The organism is Variovorax sp. FG153, assembly GCF_057809595.1.
On sequence record NZ_JBMDKG010000008.1, the window covers coordinates 19,239 to 39,541 of the forward strand.

A 20,303-nucleotide genomic window follows, 5' to 3' on the forward strand; every position below is an offset into this window, starting at 1 on the left:
GCGACATGAATGCCGACCACATCCTGGGCGCCGTCGCGGCCGCCTGCGCGCTGGCCCTGTTCGGCTGCGCGAGCGCCGACAGCGCCGCCGACATCGACCGCTACACCGCCGAGGCCCTGAAGAGCTCGTTCCGCGACCAGGGCATCGCCAAGGTCGACCGCCTCGTGCAGGACCCGGCCAACCGCGCCTGCAGCGAGGCCGACGCCAGCGGCAAGCCGCTCGACGAGAAGACCGCCAAGGAGATCGAGGCGGCCAACATGAAGACCATCCGCTGGCCCGCCGACGGCAGGTTCGTCGGCGACTGGCGCGAGGGCGAGAAGATCGCGCAGAACGGACGCGGCCTGACCTGGACCGACGCGGCTGCCTCCGCCAAGGGGCCGGCCAACGGCGGCAACTGCTACAACTGCCACCAGATGTCGAAGGAGGAGATCTCCTTCGGCACCCTCGGTCCCAGCCTCTACCAGTACGGCAAGCTGCGCGGCGTGAGCGACCCGGCGGCCGCGGCCTCGAAGCCGATCGTCGAGTACACCTGGGGCAAGCTCTGGAACGCGCGCGCCTACAACGCCTGCTCGAACATGCCGCGCGTCGGCCACTCGGGCATCCTCGACGAAGCGCAGATCCGCGACGTGATGGGGCTGCTGCTCGATCCGAAGTCGCCGGTCAACCGATAGACGCAGAGGGCCCGCCGCTTCCATGAACCTTTCCAAGCGCGAGTTCCTGCAACTGCTGGGTGCCGGCAGCGTGGCCGGCCTGGGCCTGGGGCGCCACGACGGCGCCGGCGCGGCCGGTGCCGTCGATGCGATGTACGCGCTGCCGCGCTTCGGCAACGTGTCGCTGCTGCACATGACCGACTGCCATGCGCAGCTCAAGCCGCTGTACTTCCGCGAGCCCAGCGTGAACATCGGCCTGGGCAGCATGCGCGGCAAGGTGCCGCACCTGGTCGGCGAGCAGCTGCTCAAGGCCGCGGGCGTGGCACCGGGCACGCGCGTGGCGCATGCGCTCACGCACCTCGACTTCGACCGCGCGGCGCAGCGCTACGGCAAGGTCGGCGGCTTCGCGCACCTCGCTACCCTGGTCAAGCAGCTCAAGGCCAGCCGGCCCGGCGCGCTGCTGCTCGACGGCGGCGACACCTGGCAGGGCTCGGCCACCTCGCTGTGGACCCAGGCGCAGGACATGGTCGATGCCTGCAAGCTGCTCGGCGTCGACGTGATGACCGGGCACTGGGAGTTCACCTACGGCATGGAGCGCGTGAAGGAGATCATCGAGAAGGACTTTGCGGGCCGCGTCGAGTTCGTCGCGCAGAACGTCAAGACCGCCGACTTCGGCGACCCGGTCTTCAAGCCCTACGTCATGCGCGAGATCAACGGCGTGCCCTGCGCCATCGTGGGCCAGGCCTTTCCCTACACGCCGATCGCCAACCCGCGCTACATGGTGGCCGACTGGACCTTCGGCATCCAGGACGACAACCTGCAGCGCGTGGTGGACGAGGCGCGTGCCAAGGGCGCGCAGGTGGTGGTCGTGCTCTCGCACAACGGCATGGACGTGGATCTCAAGATGGCCAGCCGCGTGCGCGGCGTCGACGCCATCCTCGGCGGCCACACGCACGACGGCACGCCCATGCCCACGCTGGTGAGCAATGCCGGCGGCCAGACCATCGTGGTCAACGGCGGCTCCAACGGCAAGTTCCTCGGCGTGCTCGATTTCGAGGTCAAGGGCAAGAAGGTCAGCGACTTCCGCTATCGCCTGCTGCCGGTGTTCTCCGACCTGATCCCGGCCGACCGCGAGATGGACGCGCTGATCGCGCGCATCCGCGCGCCCTACGAAGCGAAGCTGTCGGAGACGCTGGCCCACACCGACGGCACGCTGTACCGGCGCGGCAACTTCAACGGCACCGGCGACCAGCTGCTGCTCGACGCGCTGATGGAGGTGCAGGACGCGCCGATCGCCTTCTCGCCGGGCTTCCGCTGGGGCACCTCGCTGCTGCCGGGCCAGCCCATCACGCGCGAATGGCTGATGGACATGACCGCCACCACCTACTCGTACGCCACCGTCACGCCGATGAGCGGCGAGATGCTCAAGACCGTGCTCGAGGACGTCTGCGACAACCTGTTCAACCCCGACCCCTACTACCAGCAGGGCGGCGACATGGTGCGCGTGGGCGGCCTGCAGTACGCCTGCGACCCGACGGCCGCGATGGGCCAGCGCATCCAGGACATGCGCCTGGACGGCAAGCCCATCGAGGCCGGCCGCACCTACAAGGTGGCGGGATGGGCGCCGGTGAGCGAGGAGGCGCGCAGCGCCGGCAACAAGCCGGTGTGGGAGGTGATCGAGCCCTGGCTGAAGTCGCGCAAGGTGGTGGCCGCGCGCGCGCCCGAGGCGCCGGTGCTGAAGAACGTCGCGCCCAATCCGGGGCTGGCCTGAGGGCCGCGGGTGGGAGCGTGGCCGCACGCCGCGCTCCCTAGAATCGCCGCATGTCTGTCGAACAGGTCTCCCTCCTCACCTCGTTCGCGCTCGCGGCCGCCTTCGCGCTCTCGGCCGTGTTCGGCGCCGTGGCGCGCGCCACGCGCTTCTGCACCATGGGCGCGATCAGCGACGTGGTCAACCTCGGCGACTGGACGCGCGTGCGGCAATGGGCCGCGGCCGGCGGCGTCGCGCTGATCGGCTTCTCGGCGCTGGTGTTCGCGGGCTGGGTCGATGCCGACCGCACGCTCTATGCATCGAACCGCATCCTCTGGCTCTCGGCGCTGGTGGGCGGCCTGCTGTTCGGCTTCGGCATGGTGCTGGCCTCGGGCTGCGGCAACAAGACGCTGGTGCGCGTCGGCGGCGGCAGCCTCAAGGCGCTGGTCGTGCTGCTGGTGATGGGCATCGCGGCCTTCGCCACGCTCAAGGGCATCACCGCCGTGCTGCGCGTGGCCACCGTCGACGCGGTGCACCTGGAGCTGGCCGTCAATGCCTCGCTGCCCGAGGTGCTGGCCGGCGCGCTGCGCATGCAGGCCGCGCCGCTGCGGCTCGCGATCGGCCTGGTCGCGGGCGGCGCGCTGATCGCGTGGGCCGCCTGGGGCCGGCGCGATGCGCGCAGCCTCGCGGGCGGGCTCGCCATCGGCGCGCTGGTGGTGGCCGCCTGGTGGCTCAGCGGCCACTGGGCCGTGGTCGAGGAGCATCCGCTCACGCTCGAACACGTGTTCCTCGCCACCAACTCCGGCCGCGCCGAGGCGCTGAGCTTCGTCACGCCCGTGGCCTATGCGCTCGACTGGCTGATGTTCTACAGCGACGCCAACAAGCTGCTGACCCTGGGCATCGCCTCGGTGGCCGGCGTGATCGTGGGTGCCGCCGCGCAGGCGCTGTGGACGCGCGAGTTCCGCTGGGAGGGCTTCGCCGGCAGCGGCGACCTCGCGCACCACCTGGGCGGCGCCGTGCTGATGGGCATCGGCGGCGTCACCGCCATGGGCTGCACCATCGGCCAGGGCCTGAGCGCGCTCTCCACGCTGAGTCTCGCGAGCCTGCCCGCGATCGTCGGCATCGTCGCGGGCGCGGTGGCGAGCCTCAAGTACCAGGCCTGGCAGCTGCAGCGCGATCTTTGAGTGCGTGGGGCGCGCCATGCTTGACCCGGCCCCTGCGGCCACCTCGATAAAGACGGCATCGCAGCAAAACCGAGGTGATTCCGTGAACCCTTCGTCCCGTTTCCTGAACCCGTCCGAGGCCGCGCGCCGGCTCGGCGTGTCCGCCAAGGCCCTGCGGCTGTACGAGCAGCGCGGCCTGCTGGTGCCGGCGCGCACGGTGGCCGGCTGGCGTTCCTACGGGCCCGCCGAGATGGCGCGTGCCACCGAGATCGTCGCGCTGCGCGCGCTGGGCCTGAGCCTCGCGCAGGTGGCGCGCGTGCTCCAGGGCGACGCGCAAGGCCTGGCACCAGCCCTGGCGGCGCATCAGGCGGCGCTCGAAGCCAAGGCGCGAGAGCTCGACGCCACGCTGGACAGAGTGCGCGGCCTGCGCGACGAACTCGCGCGCGGACGCCTGCCCGCGCCCGGCGAACTCGCGCGCCTGCTGCAGCCCGACACCCGACCCGCGCTCGAATTCGAGCTGCCCTGGCCCTGGGGCGGCGAACGCTTCGCGCTCAACGACATCCGGCCCATCAACCACATCGTCGGCCCGCTGGGCAGCGGCAAGACGCGGCTCGCGCTGCGCATCGCCGAACGTTTTCCGGGCGCGGTCTTCCTGCCGCTGGACCGCGCCGAGGGCGATGCCACCGCCACGCGGTTGCGCGAGGACGCCGGCCTGCGCGCGCGCGTCGATGCCGCGCTGGCCTGGCTCGTGGAGGACGGTGCCACCGGATCCGAAGCCCTGGTCGCGCTGCTGGCCGGCCTCGAAGCCGAAGGCCCAGCCGCCATCGTCGTCGACATGGTGGAACAGGGCCTCGACCACGCGACCCAGGAAGCGCTGATCGCCCATCTGCGCCGCCGCGGCGCCGGGGCGCGGCCGCTGTTCCTGCTCACGCGCTCCAGTGCCTTCCTCGATCTCGCGGCGGTCGGCGCGCTCGAGTCGATCCTGCTGTGCCCGGCGAATCACAGCCCGCCGACCTATGTCGCGCCGTTCGAAGGCGCACCCGGTTACGAGGCCGTCGCCACCTGCCTCGCGACACCCGAGGTGCGCGCGCGCACGCAGGGCGTGATCGCGTGGCGGCCGACGGTGTCGGATCCCGCCGGCTGACGCCGGGCCGCCAGCGTGTTCCACTGGCGGCAGTTGCTCCCGATGCTTCCATGAGCCCCACGCAGATCGATCGTTTCAAGACCCACGGCTGTCTCCACCTCGAAGGCTTCCACCCGAAGTCCCGCGTGGCCCCGCTGCGCGAGAAGCTGCGCGACGAGCTCAAGCGCATGGCTGGCGCCAAGGGCGGGATGGGCGCGGTGCGGCGCCTGCCGCTGTTCCAGCAGATCGGCAAGCTCTCCGCGCTCGTCAACGTGCCCGGCCTGCATGAAGCCCTGGTCACGCCGGCGCTGCTCGATCTCGTCGCCGAGCTCGGCGGCCTCGCGTCGCCGCCCGCGGCGGGCCCCCAGGGCACGCAGCTGCTGCTGTCGCCGCCAGGGCAAGGCGACTGGACCCTGCAGGCCCTGAACTGGCATGTGGACCTCGCGGCGCGGCCGCAGGATCCGCTGCCCGGCGTGCAGGCCTTCTTCCTGATCGACGACGTGGCACCGCATGGCGGCGCCACGCTCGCGCTCGCGGGCTCGCACCGCATCGACACGCGTCGGCCGGCCTCGGATTCGCAACCCGCGCTGCGCGAGCTGCTCAAGGACCCGATGGACCTGGAGCGCCGCCTGGGCGAGCAGGGCCTGGCCATCGTCGAGATGTGCGGCCGCGCCGGCGACGTGTTCCTGATGGACATGCGCGTGCTGCACACGCCCTCGGTCAACGCGACGAGGCAGCCGCGGATGATGGCGACCACGCGCTGCATCTTCGGCACCTGACGCGCCGCGACAAGACGCCGAGGCGTCATGGCGCGGCTCACCGGCCACGCGAAAATTCCTGCATGGATAACGAAAAATTCCCGAGCGCGCTGATGCACACCATCGGCTTTTCGCAGCTGCTGCGCAGTGATGCCGAGGCCGGCCTCGCGCGCGTGCGTTTCGTGGCGCGGCCCGAGTTCGCGCACAGCAACGGCACGGTGGTGCAGGGCGGGCTGGTCACCGCATGGCTCGATTGCGCGATGGCCTTCGCGGTGAACGCGAAGGACGCCGAGGCCGGCCTCGCGAGCCTCGAGCTCAAGATCTCGTTCCTCGACCGGGCCGACGTCGCCAGCTTCGAGGCCGAGGCGCGCATCCTGCGCTGGGGCCGCAGCGTGGTGTTCCTCGAGGCCGACCTCTGGGCGCTCGATGGCCGGCTGATCGCGCGCGCCTCGTCCACGGGCAAGCTGCTGCGCCGCGCCGGCTGAGCCGAGCGCCCACCTGCGGGTCCCGCGGCGCTCCCGCGCGGCGTTTTTACGCTTTCTTTACGGCCCCCCACCGACTCTTTCCCCCGTTTTGACGCGCATCTGCCGAGACTGCCATTCATCTTTTTGATAGCAGGAGTGATGCATGGACATCGTCTGGATGGGCGCCTTGCTGGCGCTGTGGGTCGTGGTGGCGGCCATGGTCGTCGGGCTGAACCGGCTCGAGGGACCGAACCCGCCGGCGGCGAAAGAGGGAGAGGCATCGTGATCGGCCTCGACGTCCTCTACGGCTTCGGCGCGCTGATCGCCGTGGTGCTGTTCGCCTACCTGGTCTTCGCGCTGATCTGCGCCGAGGAATTCTGAAATGACGGGTTCCGCCTGGGGCCTGCTGGCCCTCTTCTTCGCGCTGCTGCTGCTGCTGGCCTGGCCGGTCGGCCGCTTCCTCGCGGCGCTGTGCAACGAACGCGTGCCGCGCTGGATGGCGCGCGTGGAGTCCCCCTTCTACAAGCTGGCCGGCGTGGCGCCGGCGCAGTCGATGAGCTGGCGCGTCTATGCGCTGGCGCTGCTGGCCTTCAACACGGTCGGCGCGATCGTGGTCTACGGCCTGCAGCGGCTGCAGGGCCTGCTGCCGCTCAACCCGGCCGGCATGGGCGCGGTGTCGCCCGACTCGGCCTTCAACACCGCCGTGAGCTTCGTCGCCAACACCAACTGGCAGGGCTACGCGGGCGAGTCGACGATGAGCTACCTCACGCAGATGCTCGGCCTCACGGTGCAGAACTTCGTGTCGGCCGCGACCGGCATCGCGGTGGCGTTCGCGCTGGTGCGCGGCTTCGCGCGCCGCGGCGAAGGCCAGGGCCGCGGCCTGGTCGGCAACTTCTGGGCCGACATCGTGCGCATCACGCTGTGGGTGCTGGTGCCGATCTCCTTCGTGCTGGCGGTGGCGCTGGTGGGCCAGGGCGTGATCCAGAACTTCGACGCGTACAAGGCCGTCGACACGCTCGAGACGACCGCGTTCCAGCAGCCCAAGGCCGGCCCCGACGGCCAGCCGCTGAAGGACGACAAGGGCGCGCCGGTGATGGAGGACGCCACCACCGCGACGCAGACGCTGGCCATGGGCCCGGTCGCCTCGCAGGAGGCGATCAAGATGGTCGGCACCAATGGCGGCGGCTTCTTCAACGCCAACTCGGCGCATCCCTACGAGAACCCGACCGCGCTGTCGAACCTGCTGCAGATGCTGGCGATCTTCCTGATCCCGGCCGCGCTGTGCTTCACCTTCGGCCGCGTGGTGGGCGACATGCGCCAGGGCTGGGCGGTGTTCGCGGCGATGGCGGTCATGTTCGTGGTCGCGGTGGCGGTGCTCACGTCGGCCGAGCAGGGCGGCAACCCGCTGCTCACGCCGCTGGGCGTCGACCAGGCCGCGGGCGCGCTGCAGTCGGGCGGCTACATGGAAGGCAAGGAGGTGCGCTTCGGCATCGACGCCTCGGCGCTGTTCGCCGCCGTGACCACGGCCGCCTCGTGCGGCGCGGTCAACCTCATGCACGACTCGCTGACGCCGATCGGCGGCCTGGTGCCGCTGGTGCTGATGCAGCTCGGCGAGGTGGTGTTCGGCGGCGTCGGCTCGGGCCTGTACGGCATGCTGGTCTTCGCGATGCTCGCGGTGTTCATCGCCGGGCTGATGATCGGCCGCACGCCCGAGTACCTCGGCAAGAAGATCGAGGTGCGCGAGATGAAGCTGCTGTCGATCGCGATCCTGGTGACGCCGATCCTGGTGCTCGTGGGCACCGCCATCGCGGTGGCCTCGGGCGCGGGCAAGGCCGGCATCGCCAACCCCGGCGCGCACGGCTTCTCCGAGATCCTCTATGCGCTGACCTCGGCCGCCAACAACAACGGCAGCGCCTTCGCGGGCCTGTCGGCCAACACGCCCTTCTACAACGCGCTGCTGGGCCTGGCGATGTGGTTCGGCCGCTTCGCGATGATCGTGCCGGTGCTCGCCATCGCGGGCTCGCTGGCCGCCAAGAAGCGCCTGCCGGTCACGGCCGGCACGCTGCCCACGCACGGGCCGCTGTTCGTTTCCCTGCTGATCGGCACCGTGCTGCTGGTCGGCCTGCTCAATTACGTGCCGGCGCTGGCCCTCGGGCCGATCGTCGAGCACCTGGTGCTCTGGAAGTAAGGAGGAGCACGCCATGACCCCAACCAAGACTTCCCTGTCGCTGTTCGACGCGGCACTGGTGCGCCCCGCGCTGCGCGGCGCCTTCGCCAAGCTGAACCCGCGCACCCAGTGGCGCAACCCGGTGATGTTCATCGTCTACATCGGGAGCATCCTCACCACGCTGCTGTGGATCCACACGCTGAGCTTCCCGGGCGACACCGGCATGTCGCCGACCTTCGTGCTCGCGGTCACCGTGTGGCTCTGGTTCACGGTGCTGTTCGCCAACTTCGCCGAGGCGCTGGCCGAGGGCCGCAGCAAGGCCCAGGCCGCCTCGCTGCGCGGCCTGCGCAAGGACACCTGGGCCAAGAAGCTGGCCGAGCCGCAGCGCGACGCGAAGTGGCTCCCGGAGCAGGCGCCCAACCTGCGCAAGGGCGACGTGGTGCTGGTCGAGGCCGGCGACGTGGTCCCGCTCGACGGCGAGGTGATCGAAGGCGTGGCCTCGGTCGACGAGAGCGCCATCACCGGCGAATCGGCACCGGTGGTGCGCGAATCGGGCGGCGACTTCTCGGCCGTGACCGGCGGCACCCGCGTGCTGTCCGACTGGCTGGTGGTGCGCATCGCGGTGAACCCGGGCGAGTCCTTCCTCGACCGCATGATCGGCATGGTCGAGGCCGCGCGCCGCCAGAAGACGCCCAACGAGATCGCGCTGACCATCCTGCTGGTGGCGCTCACGCTGGTGTTCCTGATGGTCACGGTCACGCTGCTGCCGTTCTCGGTGTTCAGCGTGGAAGCCGCGGGCGCCGGCACGGTGGTCTCGCTGACCGCGCTGGTCGCGCTGCTGGTGTGCCTGATCCCCACCACCATCGGCGGCCTGCTGTCGGCCGTGGGCGTGGCGGGCATGAGCCGCATGATGCAGGCCAACGTGATCGCGACCTCGGGCCGCGCGGTGGAAGCCGCCGGCGACGTCGACGTGCTGCTGCTCGACAAGACCGGCACCATCACGCACGGCAACCGCCAGGCCAGCGCCTTCCTGCCGGCGCCCGGCGTCACCAAGGCACGGCTCGCGCGCGCCGCCATGCTGGCCTCGCTGGCCGACGAGACGCCCGAGGGCCGCAGCATCGTGGAGCTCGCGCGCCGCGACGGGCTGGAACCCGCGCCGGTCGAGAACGCGCGCTTCGCCGACGGGCCGTCCCGAGGCGAAGCCGCCCCCTCGGGGGGCAGCGAAGCACACGCAGTGGCGAGCGTGGGGGCTCGTTTCGTGGCCTTCACCGCGCAGACCCGCATGAGCGGCGTCGACCTGCCGGCCGCGCCGAACAGCCTGGACACCGATCCCATCGTGCTGCGCAAGGGCGCGGTCGAGGCGGTGCGCCGGCACGTCGAGGCGCTCGGCGGCACGATGGCGCCCGAGCTGCTGCGCGCCGCCGAGGAGGCCTCGCGCCGCGGCAGCACGCCGCTGGCGGTGGCCGAGCGCGACCGCGTGCTCGGCATCGTCGAGCTCAAGGACATCGTGAAGACCGGCATCAAGGAGCGCTTCGCCGAGCTGCGCCGCATGGGCATCAAGACGGTGATGATCACCGGCGACAACAAGCTCACCGCCGCCGCGATCGCGGCCGAGGCCGGCGTGGACGACTTCCTGGCCGAGGCCACGCCCGAGGACAAGCTGGCGCTGATCCGCAAGTACCAGGCCGAGGGCCGGCTGGTCGCGATGACCGGCGACGGCACCAACGACGCGCCCGCGCTCGCGCAGGCCGACGTGGCGGTGGCCATGGGCAGCGGCACCCAGGCCGCGAAGGAGGCCGGCAACATGGTCGACCTGGACTCGAACCCGACCAAGCTGCTCGAGGTGGTGGAGACCGGCAAGGCGCTCCTGATGACGCGCGGCTCGCTGACCACCTTCTCGATCGCCAACGACGTGGCGAAGTACTTCGCGATCATTCCCGCGATCTTCGTCTCGACCTATCCGCAGCTCGCGGCGCTCAACGTGATGCGCCTCGCGAGCCCGTCGTCGGCCATCCTGTCGGCGGTGATCTTCAACGCGCTGGTGATCGTGTTCCTGATCCCGCTGGCGCTCAAGGGCGTGCGCTACCGGCCGGTGGGCGCCGCCGCGCTGCTGCGCCGCAACCTCGCCATCTACGGCCTGGGCGGCCTGCTCGTTCCCTTCATCGGCATCAAGCTGATCGACTGGCTGCTGGTGGCAGTCCACCTGGTCTGAGGAGTCCCCATCATGAGCAACACCACCGGCGGCATCGTCCGCCCCGCCATCGTCGTCTTCGCGTTGCTGAGCGCGCTCACCGGCCTGATCTATCCGATGGCCGTCACCGGCGCCGCCAAGGCGGCCTTCCCCGCGCAGGCGGCCGGCAGCCTGATCGTGCTCGACGGCACCACCGTCGGCTCGAAGCTGATCGGCCAGAACTTCAGCGACCCCAGGCACTTCTGGGGCCGCCCCTCGGCCACCGCGCCGCAGCCCTACAACGCGAGCGCCTCGGGGGGCGCGAACCAGGGCCCGCTGAACCCGGCCCTGACCGACGCCGTGAAGGCGCGCGTGGAAGCGCTGCGCGCGGCCGACCCGGGCAACACCGCGCCGGTGCCGGTCGACCTGGTGACGGCCTCGGGCAGCGGCCTCGACCCCGACATCAGCCCGGCCGCGGCGCGCTACCAGGCACCGCGCGTCGCGCGCGAGCGCGGCCTGCCGTTGGGGGAAGTCAACGCGCTGATCGATCGGCAGACCCAGCAGCCGCTGTGGGGGCTGCTCGGCGAGCCGCGCGTGAACGTGCTGGCGCTGAACCTCGCGCTCGACAAGCGCTGAACCCCGGACCCAGGCAAAGGAGACCTGTATGGCCTACGCCGCTTATCGCGAACATCCCGTGTATTTCCGAAGTCCCGCCGCGGCCGGTGCCGCGATCGCGGCCGCCCGCAGGACGGCCGCCGACAGCTTCCATGTGCTCGACGTCACCGTGAGTTGCGCCGACGCGCTGCGCGTGCGCCGCAGCCTCGCGGGCTGCGCCGATGCCGGCGTGGTGCGCTGCGAGCCGCTGCTGCACGGTTGCAGCTCGCAGGAGAGCGACGCGCCCTGCGTGCGGCTGATGATCCGCCTGCCGATGCGCAGCTACGCCGAGGTGCTGCACCGGTTGATCGAATGCGTGCCCTCGGGCGAGATCGGCCGGCTGGTGAGCTGGCGCGAACATCTCGCGCGCTGCGGACTGCGCCATGGCCACTGACTGGCTCCATGCGCTGCTCGCGCTGGCGGCGCTGTTCGTGCCGCTGGGCTTCGCCTGGCTGGTGCTGTCGCGCACGGCGCGGCGCCACGAGCATCGTGCCCGGCGCAAGAACGGAGCTTCCCGTTGATGTGGCCGCTTGCGCGACCGATGTCCGCTGCCGGTTCAGCGCGGCCGCGCGGTGCGCCACGCGCTGGCGGCGCAGCCGGCCTGCACCGCCGCGCCCGCGAGCATCGCGCAGCGCAGGCCCGCGGCGCCGCCGCCCGCCATGGCATAGAACGCACCCAGCGCGGCGACGCCGATCGTCGCGCCCGCGATGCGCGCGACATTGATCAGCGAGCCCGCGGTGCCCGAGCGCGCGGCATCGACCGCGCCCACGGCCTCGGCCATCAGCGGCCCGGTGGCCAGTCCCATGCCGAGGCCCGCGAGCGCCAGTCCGGCCTCGGCCCAGGCGATGGACGCGTGGCCCGCGCCCAGCGCCACCAGCAGCAGCCCGCCGGCGATGACCGCCACGCCCGCGCAGCTGACCGCGCGCGCACCGAGCCGCGCCACGATGCGGCCGCTGAACGGCGACAGCGCGACGAACAGCAACGCCATCGGGATCAGCGCGAGGCCGGCCCGCGTGGCGTCGAGCAGGCCCGCCTGCTGCCAGTGCAGCGGCAGCAGGAACAGCAGGCCGTACATGCCGAAGGTCATGCCGGCGGTGGCGATCATGGCGGCGCGGAAGGCGGGCAGGCCGAACAGGTCGAGCGGCACCAGCGCGGTCGCGCCGCGCCGGCCTTCGATGCGCACGAACAGCACGAACGCCGCCAGCGCGACCGCCAGCGCCGCGATCGCGACCCGCGGCGCCTCGTGCGACTCGATCGCCGCGAAGGCGAGCGCGCCGAGCGCGAGGCCACCGGCGAGCTGCGCGCCCGCGTCGAGGCTGCGCCCGCGCGGATCGGACGACTCGGGGATCGAGGGCCGTGCCAGCAGCAGCGCGGCGAGGCTGAACGGCAGCACCGCGAGGAAGATGCCGCGCCAGCCGAAGCGGTGGATCAGCACGCCGCCCAGCGGCGCGCCGATGGCCATCGCCAGGCCGTTGCAGGCGGCCCAGATGCCGAGCACGCGGCCGCGCTCGCGCGCGTCCTGCCACACCACGCGCACGATCGCGAGCGAGGCCGGCATCAGCAGCGCGGCGCCCAGGCCGGCCAGCGCGCGGCCCGCGACCAGCATCCAGACCGAAGTGGCCGCGGCGCACAGCACGGTGGCACCCGTGAAGACGGCCGCGCCGAGCATGAAGATCCGGCGCCGTCCGTACAGGTCGGCCAGCAGGCCGCCGGTGAGCAGCAGCACCGCGTAGGCGAGGTTGTAGCCGTCGACCACCCATTGCAGGGCGGTCACGCCGGCGCGGAAGTGCTCGCCGATCGGCCGGGTGCCGAGGTTGACCACGGCCATGTCGACCTGCGCCACCAGGACCGCGAGGCACAGCGTGAGCAGGGCGAGGCCGCGGCGCGGCGCGGCCGGGCGGGCGGGATGTCTGTCGTTCATGGGGGAACAGCCTTCTTGGAACCAGACGGCCCATTGTGCGAAGCCGGCGTCGCCATGCTTCGGCGCGCACCGAAGCGTCGGTGCGCGGGGCGATGCGCTAACCTGCGCTCCCGATGAGCGAGCTGTCCCGCCCCGACCCCGACGCGCTGATCGCCCAGCTGCGCAGCGACGAGGCGCGCGCGCGGCGCGGCAAGCTGCGCATCTACTTCGGCGCCAGCGCCGGCGTGGGCAAGACCTGGGCCATGCTGAGCGCCGCGCAGCGCGAGCGCAAGGCCGGGCGCGACGTGCTGATCGGCGTGGTCGAGACCCATGGCCGCGGCGAGACCGCGGCGCTGCTGGCGGGGCTCGATGCCCTGCCGCTGCGCGAGATCGCCTACCGCGGCCGCACGCTGGCCGAGTTCGACCTCGATGCCGCGCTGGCGCGCCGGCCCGCGGTGCTGCTGGTCGACGAGCTGGCCCACACCAACGCGCCCGGCTCGCGCCATGCCAAGCGCTGGCAAGACGTGCAGGAGCTGCTGGCCGCGGGCATCGAGGTCTGGTCGGCGCTCAACGTGCAGCACCTCGAGAGCCTCAACGGCACGGTCGGCGCCATCACCGGCGTGCGGGTGCACGAGACCGTGCCCGACTCGGTGCTCGACGAGGCCGACGAGGTGGTGCTGGTCGACGTCACGCCCGACGAGCTCACGGCGCGGCTCGCGGCTGGCAAGGTCTACCTGCCGCAGCAGGCCGAACGCGCGGCGCAGAACTTCTTCCGCAAGGGCAACCTGATCGCGCTGCGCGAGATCGCGTTGCGCCGCACCGCCGAACACGTGGAGGACGACGTGCGCGGCTGGCGCGTCGAGCAGTCGGGCCCGGGCACCGGCCTGCAGGCCTGGCACACCTCGGGCGCGATCCTCGCGTGCGTCGGCCCGCACGAGGGCGCGGCGCAGACGGTGCGCACCGCGGCGCGGCTCGCGGGCCAGCTCAACGTGCGCTGGCATGCCGTGTATGTCGAGACGCCGCGGCTGCAGCGGCTGGCCGCGGCCGAGCGCGACCGCATCCTCGCGGTGCTGAAGCTGGCCGAGGAACTGGGTGCGGCCACCGCGGTGCTGACCGGCGACGACGTGGCCGGGCAGCTCGCCGAGCAGGCGCGCCGGCTCAACTGCGCGACGCTGGTGCTCGGGCGCGCCGAGCCCGCGACCGGCTGGCGCCGCCCGTGGATGGCGGCGCGGGTGCCGCTGGCGCGCGCGCTCGCGCGACTGGCACCCGCGCTCGACATCCTCGAGGTGGGCCGCGCCGACAGCGCGCGCCGGCTATCGCGCTCGCCGCTGGGCGTGGCGGGGGCGCGCATCGACAGCGACGACCACGAGCAGGCGCCGATCCACTGGCCCGGCTATGCCTGGGCCGCGGCCACCAGCGTGGCGCTCACGCTGCTGTGCACGCCGCTGACCGGCGTGCTCGAGCTGTCGAACATCGTGATGCTGTTCCTGCTCGGCGTGGTGGGCGTGGCGATGCGCTTCGGGCGCGGGCCCTCGGCGCTGGCGGCGCTGCTCAACGTCGCGGCCTTCGACTATTTCTTCGTGCCGCCGCGGCTGTCGTTCGCGGTCAGCGACGTGCAGTACGTGCTGACCTTCGCGATCATGCTGGGCGTGGGCCTGCTGGTGGGCCAGCTCACGGCCGGGCTGCGCTTCGCGGCCGGCGTGTCGACCAGCCGCGAGCGCCGCGCGCGCTCGCTGTTCGAGCTCACGCGCGAGCTCTCGGCCGCGCTCGAGAGCACGCAGGTGGTCGCGCTCGGCGCGGCCGCGGTGCAGGGCCACTTCGGCGGCCATGCGCTGGTGCTGGTGACCGATGCCGCCGACCAGTTGGTGGCGCCGGCCGATCCGCCGCCGGGCTTCGACGCGCAGGTGGCCGACTGGGCCTTCCGCCATGGCCAGAGCGCGGGCCTCGCCACCGCCACCCTGGCCGCGCAACCCTGGCACTACGTGCCGCTGCAGGCGCCGATGCGCGTGCGCGGCGTGCTCGCGCTCGAACCGGCGCAGCCGCGCTGGCTGCTGATCCCCGAGCAGGCGCAGCAGCTCGACACGCTGGCGCGGCAGATCGCGATCGCGCTCGAGCGCGTGCACTACGTGGAGGTGGCGCAGCAGGCGGTGGTCGAGATCGAATCGGAGCGGCTGCGCAACGCGCTGCTGGGCGCGATCTCGCACGACGTGCGCACGCCGCTGACCGCGCTGATCGCGCTGGCCGAATCGCTGCAGACCCTGCCGGCGGAAGAACATGCCGAGGCGGCGCGCGCGATCGTTGCGCAGGCGCACGAGCTGCATGCGCTGGTCAACAACCTGCTCGACATGGCGCGGCTCGAGAGCGGCATCGCGGGCGGCGCGGTCAACCTGCGGCGCGACTGGCAGTCGGTCGAGGAGGTGGTGGGCTCGGCCATCCGCGCGGCGCGCACCGCGCTCGGCGCCACCGTGGTCCAGACCGCGCTCGATGCCGGGCTGCCGCTGGTCGAGTTCGACGCGGTGCTGATCGAGCGCGTGCTGGTGAACCTGCTCGAGAACGCCACCAAGTACGGCGCGTCGCCGATCGTGGTGGGCGCGCGCGCCGAGCCCGGCACGCTGGTGCTGAGCGTGCGCGACCACGGCCCGGGCCTGCCCGCGGCGCTGCTGGGCCACGAGCAGAAGCTGTTCGACAAGTTCACGCGCGGCGAGGTCGAGTCGGCCACGCCGGGCGTGGGGCTGGGCCTGGCGATCTGCAAGGCGGTGGTGAGCGCCCATGGCGGCGAGATCGTGGCCGCCAATGCGCGCGGCGGCGGTGCAGAATTCACGGTCACGCTCCCGCGCCGGGAGCCGCCCGAACCGGCCGAAGCGCCGCTCTGACCCCCATGCCTGCCCCCACCGCCATCGTGATCGAGGACGAGCCGCAGATCCGCCGCTTCGTGCGCGGCGCGCTCGAGGCCGAGGGCTGGCTGGTGCACGAGGCCGGCACGCTGCGCGACGGCCTCGCCGCGGCCGGCACGCGCCAGCCCGACCTGCTGGTGCTCGACCTGGGCCTGCCCGACGGCGACGGCGTCTCGCTGATCCGCGACGTGCGCGGCTGGTCGGCGGTGCCGATCATCGTGCTGTCGGCGCGCAGCGACGAGGCCGACAAGATCGCCGCGCTCGACGCCGGCGCCGACGACTACCTGACCAAGCCCTTCGGCACCGGCGAGCTGCTCGCGCGCGTGCGCGCCAACCTGCGGCGCCCGCGCGCGGCCAGCAGCGAGGAGGTGCCCGAGGCACTGTTCCGCTTCGGCGAGATCGAGCTCGACCGCGCCGCGCGCATCGTGCGCCGCGCGGGTGCCGAGGTGCATCTCACGCCGACCGAGTACCGGCTGCTGTCGGTGCTGGCCGCGAACGCGGGGCGCGTGCTGACGCAACGCCAGCTGCTGCGCGAGGTCTGGGGACCGTCGCACACGGACCAGAGCCACTACCTGCGGATCTACATGGGGCACCTGCGGCAGAAGCTCGAGGACGATCCGGCGCAGCCGCGGCATCTGTTGACCGAGACTGCGGTGGGGTATCGGCTGGTCGTCTGAGATTTCTGAAATCGGGATCGGGAACCGGACGCAGAGGACGCGAAGGTTTCGCGAAGGGCGCGAAAGGAAGACAGAAAGATGTGGCGAGTCGTCTTTCGAAGGCCTTGGGTCTTGCCGATCGCTAAGAAGGGGAGCAACGCCCGCACCGGCGCTTCCATTTTTCATGGCTGTTCTTTCGCGTCCTTCGCGAAACCTTCGCGTCCTCTGCGTCCGGCTGCCCGCATTCATGCGCGTGGCATCCACCCAACGGCAACGAAGCGCGGCTTGCCATCGACCGCAGGCAAGCCCACAATCCGCCCCACCATGAAATTCACCCAAGCCATCGAAGCCGGCCTCACCGCCACCTGACATCGCCTTCGATCGCGTTCGGAAGGCGTTGCGCCTTCCGGTACTGAAAACCCCGGCAGGCCCGTCCTCCGGGGTTTTGTCTTTTCCGCCTCTCACTTCTTCATCGCCATGCGTACCTACGACAAGCTGATCGCCACGATTCGCCTCCGCCGGAGCCTGGCTTCCGTGCGCCCGGGCTCCGGCCGCCGCATCAGCAGATTGCACGACACCGTTCGTCGCTAGCCCTCAGGCGAATCCTTTCCGCCTGGGGTTGGCACATGCCCACCAGGCGCTCGAAGCCGTGCTTCGAGCCAGAGAAAGAAAGATTCGCCATGACCCACACACCCAGGAACCTGCGCAACATCGGCATCATTGCCCACGTCGATGCCGGCAAGACCACCACCACCGAACGCATCCTGTTCTACGCCGGCGAGAGCCATCGCATCGGCGACGTGAGCCGCGGCACCGCGCGCATGGACTTCGATGCGCAGGAGCGCAAGCGCGGCATCACCATCAGCAGCGCCGCCATCACGCTGCAGTGGAACGCGACCCAGATCAACCTGATCGACACGCCGGGCCACATCGATTTCAACATCGAGGTGAACCGCTCGCTGCGCGTGCTCGACGGGGCCGTGGTCGTGTTCGACGGCGTGGCCGGCGTGGAGCCGCAGACCGAGACCAACTGGCGCCTCGCGGACCGCTATCGCGTGCCGCGCATCGCCTTCGTCAACAAGCTCGACCGCCTGGGCGCGGACTTCCCGCGCGTGGTCGCGATGATGGAAGAACGCCTGGGCGTGAAGGCCGTGCCGGTGCAGTGGCCGATCGGCGCGGAAGGCGACTTCCGCGGCGTGGTCGACCTGCTGGGCCTGCGCGCGCTGGTCTGGGACCTCGACGATGCGAGCCGGCCGTACCGCGTGACCGAGGTGCCCGCCGGGCTGATGGCCACCGTGTTGCAGCAACGCGCGCGGCTGGTGGAGCTCGCCGTCGAGCAGGACGAGGCCGCGATGGGGGCCTACCTGAACGGCGAGGAGCTGCCGGCCGAGGTGCTGCGCGCTTGCATCCGCAAGGGCGTGCTGGCCGGTGCCTTCGTGCCCGTGCTCGCGGGCTCGGCCTTCCGCAACCGCGGCGTGGAACCGCTGCTCGACGCCATCGTCGACTGGCTGCCGAAGCCCGGCGAGGTGGCGCTGCCCTGCGATCCGCGGGCGCCGTTCGCGGCGCTGGCGTTCAAGGTGGCGAGCGACGACCACGGCGCGATGGTGTTCGTGCGTGTCTACAGCGGCCGCTTGCGGCGCGGCGACAGCATGCTCGACGCCACCACCGGCCGCATCGAGCGCGCGGCACGGCTGTACGAGGTGCAGGCGGGCGACCGCATCGAACGCGACGAACTGGTGGCCGGCGACATCGCCGGCATCGTCGGGCTGAAGGACACGCTGACCGGCCACACGCTGTGCGACCGGCAGCATCCGGTGCAGCTCGAACAGATCGGCGTGCCCGAGCCCGTGCTCCACGTCGCGATCGAGCCGAAGGCGCAGGCCGACCAGCAGGCGCTGGCGAAGGCGCTGCAGGTGCTGCTGCGCGAGGACCCGAGCCTGCGGCTGCGGCAGGACGCCGAGTCGGGCCAGACCATCGTGTCGGGCATGGGAGAGCTGCAGCTCGAGGTCTCGATCGAGAAGCTGCGCGAGCGCTTCGGCGTCGAAGTGTCGGTGGGACGGCCCCAGGTCGCCTGCCGTGAAACGGTATCGAAGGAAACGGAGGTGCACCATGTGCACAGGAAACAGAACGGCGGCCAGGGCCAGTTCGCGGAGCTGAAGCTGCGCATCGCCCCGCGCGGGCGCGGCGAAGGCATCGCGTTCGAGAACCGGGTGGTGGGCGGCGCGATCCCGCGCGAGTTCATTCCCGCGATCGAGGCCGGCATCCGCCGTGCCGCGCAGTCGGGCGTGCTGGCCGGCTATCCCTGCGTGGACTTCGTGGTCACGCTGCTCGATGGCAGCCACCATGAACGCGACTCGTCGGCGATGGCCTTCGAGTTCGCGGCCGCCGCGGCCTTCCGCGAAGCGGCGGCGCAGGCCGGGGGGCAGTTGCTCGAGCCGGTGATGGCCGTGGAAGTGACCACGCCCGCCGAGCACGTGGGCGACTGCATCGGCGACCTGCACCGGCGACGCGGCATGGTGCGCGGCCAGGCGATGCGCGGCAACGCGATCGTGGTCGAGGCCCATGTGCCGCTGGCGCGGATGTTCGGCTACATCGGCAATCTGCGCGCGCTGTCCTCGGGCCGCGCGCAGTACGCGATGCAGTTCGACCACTACGCCGTGGTGCCCGCGGGCGAAATGGCCGGCCTCGTGAAACGTTGACGGCCCCAGAGGGCGACCCGCGAGGGTCGCCCTTTTTTTCGTCTATCTCAGGCCGCGATGCCCTTGTTGGGATTGAGCAGGAACTTCTCGCCCGTCGCCTGCTTGCCGTAGACGCCGATCGCATCGAGCTGCAGCGCCTCGGTCAGCGAGACCTCGCGCGTGTAGCGGCTCGCGAAGGTGGTCTTGAGCTCGGCAACCACGCGTGCGCGCAGCCGCTGCGTGCCTTCGGCGCCGAGCTTCTGCAGGAACGGGAACAGCAGCCAGCCGCCCATGCCCCAGGCCATGCCGAAGTTGCGCACGAACTCGGTCGGGCCGCGGTCGAGGCCGCCGTAGATGTAGACCTGCTTGTGCGTGGTCGAGCCGTAGCGGCTGTATTCCTTGGCGGTGCGGTTGAGCGCCGCTTCCATGCAGCCGAGGATCTGGCCCGCGAGCTTGCCGCCGCCGGTGGCGTCGAAGGCCAGGGTGGCGCCGGTCTCGACCAGGGCCTGCGTGAGATCGTCGAGGAAAGTGGGCGAGGCGGCGTTGCAGACGTACTTGGCGCCGAGGCCGCGCAGCAGCGCTTCCTGCTCGGGCTTGCGCACGATGTTGACGAGCGCGATGCCGTCCTTCTGGCAGATCTTGTTGAGCATCTGGCCGAGGTTGGAGGCGGCTGCCGTGTGGACCAGCGCGGTGTGGCCTTCGCGCTTCATGGTCTCGACCATGCCGAGCGAGGTCAGCGGATTGACGAAGCACGACGCGCCATCGGCCGGCGCGGTGCCTTCGGGCAGCTCGAGGCATTGCGCGACGGCCACCGCGCGGTACTGCGAGTACATGGCGCCGCCGATCGCGGCCACGGTCTTGCCGAGCAGGGCCTGGGCCTCGGGCGACGAACCGGCCTTCACGACCGTGCCCGCGCCCTCGTTGCCCACGGGCATCGACTGGTCGAGCCGGCCCGCCATCGCGGGGCGCGCGCGCTCGGGCACGGTGGCTGTGACGACCGGGCGCTCGGCGCTGCCCGAGGCCTTGGCGGTCGCCATGTCGGCGGCACCGAACAGCAGGCCGAGGTCCGAGGGGTTCATCGGCGAAGCCTCGACGCGGATCACGACCTCGTGGGCCTGCGGTTCGGGGATGGGTTCGTCGTGCAGCGAGAGTTCGAGCTCGCCGTTCGAACGGACGAGCGAGCGCAGTTGGAGTGCCATGGCGGATGCCCCTTGTGAAGCGGATGAAGCGTGTGCGGAAGGTGGGTGCGACCGGCCGCCGGGGGCCGTCGCGGGCCAGT

At 71.6% G+C, this 20,303-nt stretch carries 19 protein-coding genes; 17 read left to right on the forward strand and 2 right to left on the reverse strand.

The features are described from left to right. Positions 1 to 5: 5 nt before the first annotated feature. From soxX to ACODT0_RS11745, 13 genes are all read left to right on the forward strand, one after another. Positions 6 to 671: a sulfur oxidation c-type cytochrome SoxX gene (gene soxX / locus ACODT0_RS11685; protein ID WP_057593575.1), complete on the forward strand. Its 666-nt coding sequence runs from the start codon at positions 6 to 8 to the stop codon at positions 669 to 671. Between the two features lie 22 nt (positions 672 to 693). Continuing rightward, on the forward strand, positions 694 to 2,421 hold the full coding sequence (gene soxB / locus ACODT0_RS11690) for a thiosulfohydrolase SoxB (RefSeq protein ID WP_057593574.1): 1,728 nt from the start codon (positions 694 to 696) through the stop codon (positions 2,419 to 2,421). Positions 2,422 to 2,471: 50 nt separating this feature from the next. Continuing rightward, on the forward strand, positions 2,472 to 3,581 hold the full coding sequence (locus ACODT0_RS11695) for a YeeE/YedE family protein (RefSeq protein ID WP_093355170.1): 1,110 nt from the start codon (positions 2,472 to 2,474) through the stop codon (positions 3,579 to 3,581). Between the two features lie 82 nt (positions 3,582 to 3,663). After that, a complete protein-coding gene (locus ACODT0_RS11700) occupies positions 3,664 to 4,704 on the forward strand; it encodes a MerR family transcriptional regulator (protein WP_413761735.1) in 1,041 nt (346 codons plus the stop codon). A gap of 50 nt (positions 4,705 to 4,754) precedes the next feature. Then, positions 4,755 to 5,462, forward strand: a complete 708-nt coding sequence (locus tag ACODT0_RS11705; RefSeq protein ID WP_296732194.1) for a phytanoyl-CoA dioxygenase family protein — start codon at positions 4,755 to 4,757, stop codon at positions 5,460 to 5,462. Positions 5,463 to 5,524: 62 nt separating this feature from the next. Then, the gene (locus tag ACODT0_RS11710) at positions 5,525 to 5,926 is read left to right on the forward strand and encodes a PaaI family thioesterase (RefSeq protein ID WP_489041351.1); all 402 of its coding nucleotides are present in this window, start codon (positions 5,525 to 5,527) and stop codon (positions 5,924 to 5,926) included. 142 nt (positions 5,927 to 6,068) lie between these two features. Then, complete coding sequence (locus ACODT0_RS11715; RefSeq protein ID WP_296732183.1) at positions 6,069 to 6,191, forward strand: hypothetical protein; 123 nt, start codon at positions 6,069 to 6,071, stop codon at positions 6,189 to 6,191. Continuing rightward, complete coding sequence (gene kdpF / locus ACODT0_RS11720) at positions 6,188 to 6,286, forward strand: K(+)-transporting ATPase subunit F (RefSeq protein ID WP_057593567.1); 99 nt, start codon at positions 6,188 to 6,190, stop codon at positions 6,284 to 6,286. The genes ACODT0_RS11715 and kdpF overlap by 4 nt, the downstream gene beginning before the upstream one ends. A gap of 1 nt (position 6,287) precedes the next feature. Continuing rightward, positions 6,288 to 8,093 carry a potassium-transporting ATPase subunit KdpA gene (kdpA, locus tag ACODT0_RS11725; RefSeq protein WP_489041352.1) on the forward strand — a complete coding sequence of 602 codons (1,806 nt, stop codon included), beginning with the start codon at positions 6,288 to 6,290 and terminating at the stop codon, positions 8,091 to 8,093. 13 nt (positions 8,094 to 8,106) lie between these two features. Next, positions 8,107 to 10,284 carry a potassium-transporting ATPase subunit KdpB gene (gene kdpB, locus ACODT0_RS11730; protein ID WP_296732176.1) on the forward strand — a complete coding sequence of 726 codons (2,178 nt, stop codon included), beginning with the start codon at positions 8,107 to 8,109 and terminating at the stop codon, positions 10,282 to 10,284. 12 nt (positions 10,285 to 10,296) lie between these two features. Then, a complete protein-coding gene (kdpC, locus tag ACODT0_RS11735; protein ID WP_057593564.1) occupies positions 10,297 to 10,878 on the forward strand; it encodes a potassium-transporting ATPase subunit KdpC in 582 nt (193 codons plus the stop codon). A gap of 28 nt (positions 10,879 to 10,906) precedes the next feature. Continuing rightward, positions 10,907 to 11,290 (forward strand): hypothetical protein, encoded by a 384-nt coding sequence (locus tag ACODT0_RS11740; RefSeq protein WP_057593563.1) that lies wholly within the window; start codon positions 10,907 to 10,909, stop codon positions 11,288 to 11,290. Next, positions 11,280 to 11,417, forward strand: a complete 138-nt coding sequence (locus ACODT0_RS11745; RefSeq protein WP_172705584.1) for a hypothetical protein — start codon at positions 11,280 to 11,282, stop codon at positions 11,415 to 11,417. Before ACODT0_RS11740 ends, ACODT0_RS11745 begins: the two co-directional genes overlap by 11 nt. Positions 11,418 to 11,452: 35 nt before the next feature. On the opposite strand, the gene ACODT0_RS11750 is transcribed toward ACODT0_RS11745, so the two are convergent. Further along, the gene (locus ACODT0_RS11750; protein WP_489041353.1) at positions 11,453 to 12,817 is read right to left on the reverse strand and encodes an MFS transporter; all 1,365 of its coding nucleotides are present in this window, start codon (positions 12,815 to 12,817) and stop codon (positions 11,453 to 11,455) included. A 113-nt stretch (positions 12,818 to 12,930) separates the two neighbouring features. Here ACODT0_RS11750 and ACODT0_RS11755 point away from each other — a divergent pair, with 113 nt between their 5' ends. The 4 genes from ACODT0_RS11755 to fusA all read left to right on the forward strand — a co-directional run bounded on the left by ACODT0_RS11755 (position 12,931) and on the right by fusA (position 19,045). Continuing rightward, on the forward strand, positions 12,931 to 15,669 hold the full coding sequence (locus tag ACODT0_RS11755; protein ID WP_489041354.1) for a DUF4118 domain-containing protein: 2,739 nt from the start codon (positions 12,931 to 12,933) through the stop codon (positions 15,667 to 15,669). Between the two features lie 5 nt (positions 15,670 to 15,674). After that, the gene (gene kdpE, locus ACODT0_RS11760; protein ID WP_093355193.1) at positions 15,675 to 16,367 is read left to right on the forward strand and encodes a two-component system response regulator KdpE; all 693 of its coding nucleotides are present in this window, start codon (positions 15,675 to 15,677) and stop codon (positions 16,365 to 16,367) included. Between the two features lie 111 nt (positions 16,368 to 16,478). Further along, positions 16,479 to 16,715, forward strand: a complete 237-nt coding sequence (locus ACODT0_RS11765) for a hypothetical protein (RefSeq protein WP_489041355.1) — start codon at positions 16,479 to 16,481, stop codon at positions 16,713 to 16,715. Between the two features lie 311 nt (positions 16,716 to 17,026). Continuing rightward, positions 17,027 to 19,045 carry an elongation factor G gene (gene fusA / locus ACODT0_RS11770; protein WP_489041356.1) on the forward strand — a complete coding sequence of 673 codons (2,019 nt, stop codon included), beginning with the start codon at positions 17,027 to 17,029 and terminating at the stop codon, positions 19,043 to 19,045. Between the two features lie 47 nt (positions 19,046 to 19,092). On the opposite strand, the gene ACODT0_RS11775 is transcribed toward fusA, so the two are convergent. Then, positions 19,093 to 20,223: a zinc-binding dehydrogenase gene (locus ACODT0_RS11775; protein ID WP_057593558.1), complete on the reverse strand. Its 1,131-nt coding sequence runs from the start codon at positions 20,221 to 20,223 to the stop codon at positions 19,093 to 19,095. Positions 20,224 to 20,303 lie beyond the last annotated feature (80 nt).

Coding starts and splice junctions, on each gene's coding strand:
- soxX (WP_057593575.1), top strand. CDS start 6: ATGAATGCCGACCACATCCTGGGCGCCGTCGCGGCCGCCTGCGCGCTG.
- soxB (WP_057593574.1), top strand. CDS start 694: ATGAACCTTTCCAAGCGCGAGTTCCTGCAACTGCTGGGTGCCGGCAGC.
- ACODT0_RS11695 (WP_093355170.1), top strand. CDS start 2,472: ATGTCTGTCGAACAGGTCTCCCTCCTCACCTCGTTCGCGCTCGCGGCC.
- ACODT0_RS11705 (WP_296732194.1), top strand. CDS start 4,755: ATGAGCCCCACGCAGATCGATCGTTTCAAGACCCACGGCTGTCTCCAC.
- ACODT0_RS11710 (WP_489041351.1), top strand. CDS start 5,525: ATGGATAACGAAAAATTCCCGAGCGCGCTGATGCACACCATCGGCTTT.
- ACODT0_RS11715 (WP_296732183.1), top strand. CDS start 6,069: ATGGACATCGTCTGGATGGGCGCCTTGCTGGCGCTGTGGGTCGTGGTG.
- kdpA (WP_489041352.1), top strand. CDS start 6,288: ATGACGGGTTCCGCCTGGGGCCTGCTGGCCCTCTTCTTCGCGCTGCTG.
- kdpB (WP_296732176.1), top strand. CDS start 8,107: ATGACCCCAACCAAGACTTCCCTGTCGCTGTTCGACGCGGCACTGGTG.
- kdpC (WP_057593564.1), top strand. CDS start 10,297: ATGAGCAACACCACCGGCGGCATCGTCCGCCCCGCCATCGTCGTCTTC.
- ACODT0_RS11740 (WP_057593563.1), top strand. CDS start 10,907: ATGGCCTACGCCGCTTATCGCGAACATCCCGTGTATTTCCGAAGTCCC.
- ACODT0_RS11745 (WP_172705584.1), top strand. CDS start 11,280: ATGGCCACTGACTGGCTCCATGCGCTGCTCGCGCTGGCGGCGCTGTTC.
- ACODT0_RS11750 (WP_489041353.1), bottom strand. CDS start 12,817: ATGAACGACAGACATCCCGCCCGCCCGGCCGCGCCGCGCCGCGGCCTC.
- ACODT0_RS11755 (WP_489041354.1), top strand. CDS start 12,931: ATGAGCGAGCTGTCCCGCCCCGACCCCGACGCGCTGATCGCCCAGCTG.
- kdpE (WP_093355193.1), top strand. CDS start 15,675: ATGCCTGCCCCCACCGCCATCGTGATCGAGGACGAGCCGCAGATCCGC.
- fusA (WP_489041356.1), top strand. CDS start 17,027: ATGACCCACACACCCAGGAACCTGCGCAACATCGGCATCATTGCCCAC.
- ACODT0_RS11775 (WP_057593558.1), bottom strand. CDS start 20,223: ATGGCACTCCAACTGCGCTCGCTCGTCCGTTCGAACGGCGAGCTCGAA.